Origin of the sequence: Candidatus Bartonella washoeensis Sb944nv, assembly GCF_000278135.1 — a bacterium.
Taxonomy (GTDB): domain Bacteria; phylum Pseudomonadota; class Alphaproteobacteria; order Rhizobiales; family Rhizobiaceae; genus Bartonella; species Bartonella washoeensis.
Genome location: NZ_JH725026.1, coordinates 1 through 911 on the forward strand (window position 1 = coordinate 1; position 911 = coordinate 911).

Annotated in this window: 2 protein-coding genes; both read right to left on the bottom strand. The window is 33.8% G+C overall.

The features are described 5' to 3' along the window. Window positions 1–87: 87 nt before the first annotated feature. Window positions 88–561 (bottom strand): SMI1/KNR4 family protein, encoded by a 474-nt coding sequence (locus tag MCQ_RS07675; RefSeq protein WP_006924605.1) that lies wholly within the window; start codon window positions 559–561, stop codon window positions 88–90. Window positions 562–581: 20 nt separating this feature from the next. Continuing rightward, a partial coding sequence (locus MCQ_RS07680; RefSeq protein ID WP_006924606.1) for an HNH/ENDO VII family nuclease occupies window positions 582–911 on the bottom strand: 330 nt, incomplete at its 5' end.

Below are 911 nucleotides of genomic sequence, written 5' to 3' on the forward strand. Positions count from 1 at the left end.
CATCAGGCGCATCCTCTGCAGTACCGAAATTTATGATATCACTATATTTATCAATTAGTTGTGCTACATCATCTAAAGTGTAAGTTTTCATGAATCCTCCCCTGCATGCTCTTTAATTCTTTTACAAAGAAATTCATAAAAATTACTTGCGTAATACTGGGGATCGCCTGATGGAAACCTCAAATAGAGTGGACATTCTCCATCTTGGAATTGAGAATAATCAAAATAAAATGTCTCACCAAAATCAGTTCTATTCACAACGAGCTGCTGTGGTTTTGCTAAACCATTTTTTATATCTGTTAAGTGATAATAAACAATATCACCAGCAGGATTATCTTCAAAACTTGCCTTATAAATGCTAAAAATTTCCTCATAACCAATTTCTCCTCCTTTATAATTTTTTAAAAAACCTTTATAAGAAATTGTAAACTGCAAGCCGAGAATTTCTTCAGCCTCTTTAATCCGTACATCGCTAACTGCATCCTCTGCAGTACCGAAATTTATGATATCACTATATTTATCCACTAATTGTGCAACATCAGTTAAAGTATAAGTCTTCATAATTTGTTCTCCATAAATTGTTATTTTTTAGCTTCTATATTTTTCTTTTCATAACCTTTAGCACGTTCTTTCCAGTACTCCATCCTCCATCTATCGAAAATATCTCTATCAATAGCTGATCCCATTGTATTAGGATTAATATGAATAGCAGCAGTATTTTTTTTATGAAACTTATTGGTAACCTCTGCTATGGGACCATCATGTGTTTGCAGCATATGATGCAATTCAATGGGTCTATTATCAGCATCAAGAGGAGCTCTTCCTGTTTTCATTCTCTCAATATTGGTGCCCCACACCGTTTTTCCTTTTTCTTCCCAATCAGAAACTCTGTTAGGATCAAACAAATCATC